Here is a 1,098-nt window from a genome sequence, read left to right on the forward strand (position 1 = left end):
CGCCTCGCCGACGCCCCCATACCCGCCGGCCCAACTGCCAGAGATCTCGGAATGACATGCAAGGTACCGATCGAAAATCTCCTGACTGTCAGGAGTGAAGGTCCACTGCTGCAGAGCCCGCCGCAGCTCGGACTCGGTCAGCCACCCGTGCCAGGCCACCTCTCCCGGATCGGGGGTGCCGATCTCCGGAAGCCCGGCATCACACACCCCGAGCCAGTGAGGGCTGAGGCCGCCCCGGTTGAGGAACTTGAACCGAGGGCACACTGCCGCCCGCAGCCCCAGCTCCTCACTGAGCTCGCGGGCAGCCGCCTGCTCATAAGACTCGCCGACTCCCGCAGCGCCCCCGACACCGAGCTCGTAGTGCCCTGGGAAACGTGACAGCTGCTCGGCACGCCGATGGACGAGAAAGCGACCTTGCCCATCGCGGCACACCACCACGCCAACCCGGTGCAGCCAGCCCTCCCGCACGGCCTCCCTCCGACTGACCACTCCCAGCACTCGGTCCTGAGCATCGACATGTTCCACGAGTTCATCCACGACGTACACGGTCCCAGACACCACTGACACCCGACCGAAACGTCCAGGGGGAGGACGCCGCCCCGCCCGAAGAGCGGTGGCCATCGCCGCGCTGGCCACCCTCCTCGACGCGTCCCCGGAGGTCGTCGCCGTCCGACTCGGCACAGAACACACGCGGCCACCGACAGACCCGGAGCGCGTTCGCCAGGCCGCCGCGGGGAGCCCGCCCCCCCGTGTCTGGTTCCCGGCGGTGCCCCGGGTGTACCGGCGCTTCCTGGCGGTGCCCCGGGAGTGGCGCCGGTACGCCTTGGGCAGGCGGAAGCCTTCCCCCTGCCGTGATTCCTCGCCGGGCGCATGATCGCCCGCGCGCTGGGCACGATGTCCTTCACCAGCGCGTCGGCGAGGGTGAAGGCAGCCGGTGCGGGGGCCGGATTCCGCAGCGGACGCGTAGTACGCGGAGGTGTCATGAATCGTCAGGCCCGGGTTCGCGTCCGTGTCAGCCGTCGGCCCAGCGCGCCGCGGAACCTCGAGATCGACCGCCGGACGCCCTCGGGGCGCATCCTGCCCTACTGAGCACAACCG

At 70.3% G+C, this 1,098-nt stretch carries 1 protein-coding gene; it reads right to left on the minus strand.

Features of this window, described 5'->3' with window-relative positions:
• The coding region (locus tag TN53_RS40815; RefSeq protein WP_234441822.1) for an NUDIX domain-containing protein at window positions 1-525 on the minus strand (525 nt) is incomplete at its 3' end.
• Between the last annotated feature and the right edge of the window lie 573 nt (window positions 526-1,098).

It is taken from the genome of Streptomyces sp. WM6386, from assembly GCF_000972385.1.
Lineage (GTDB): Bacteria > Actinomycetota > Actinomycetes > Streptomycetales > Streptomycetaceae > Streptomyces.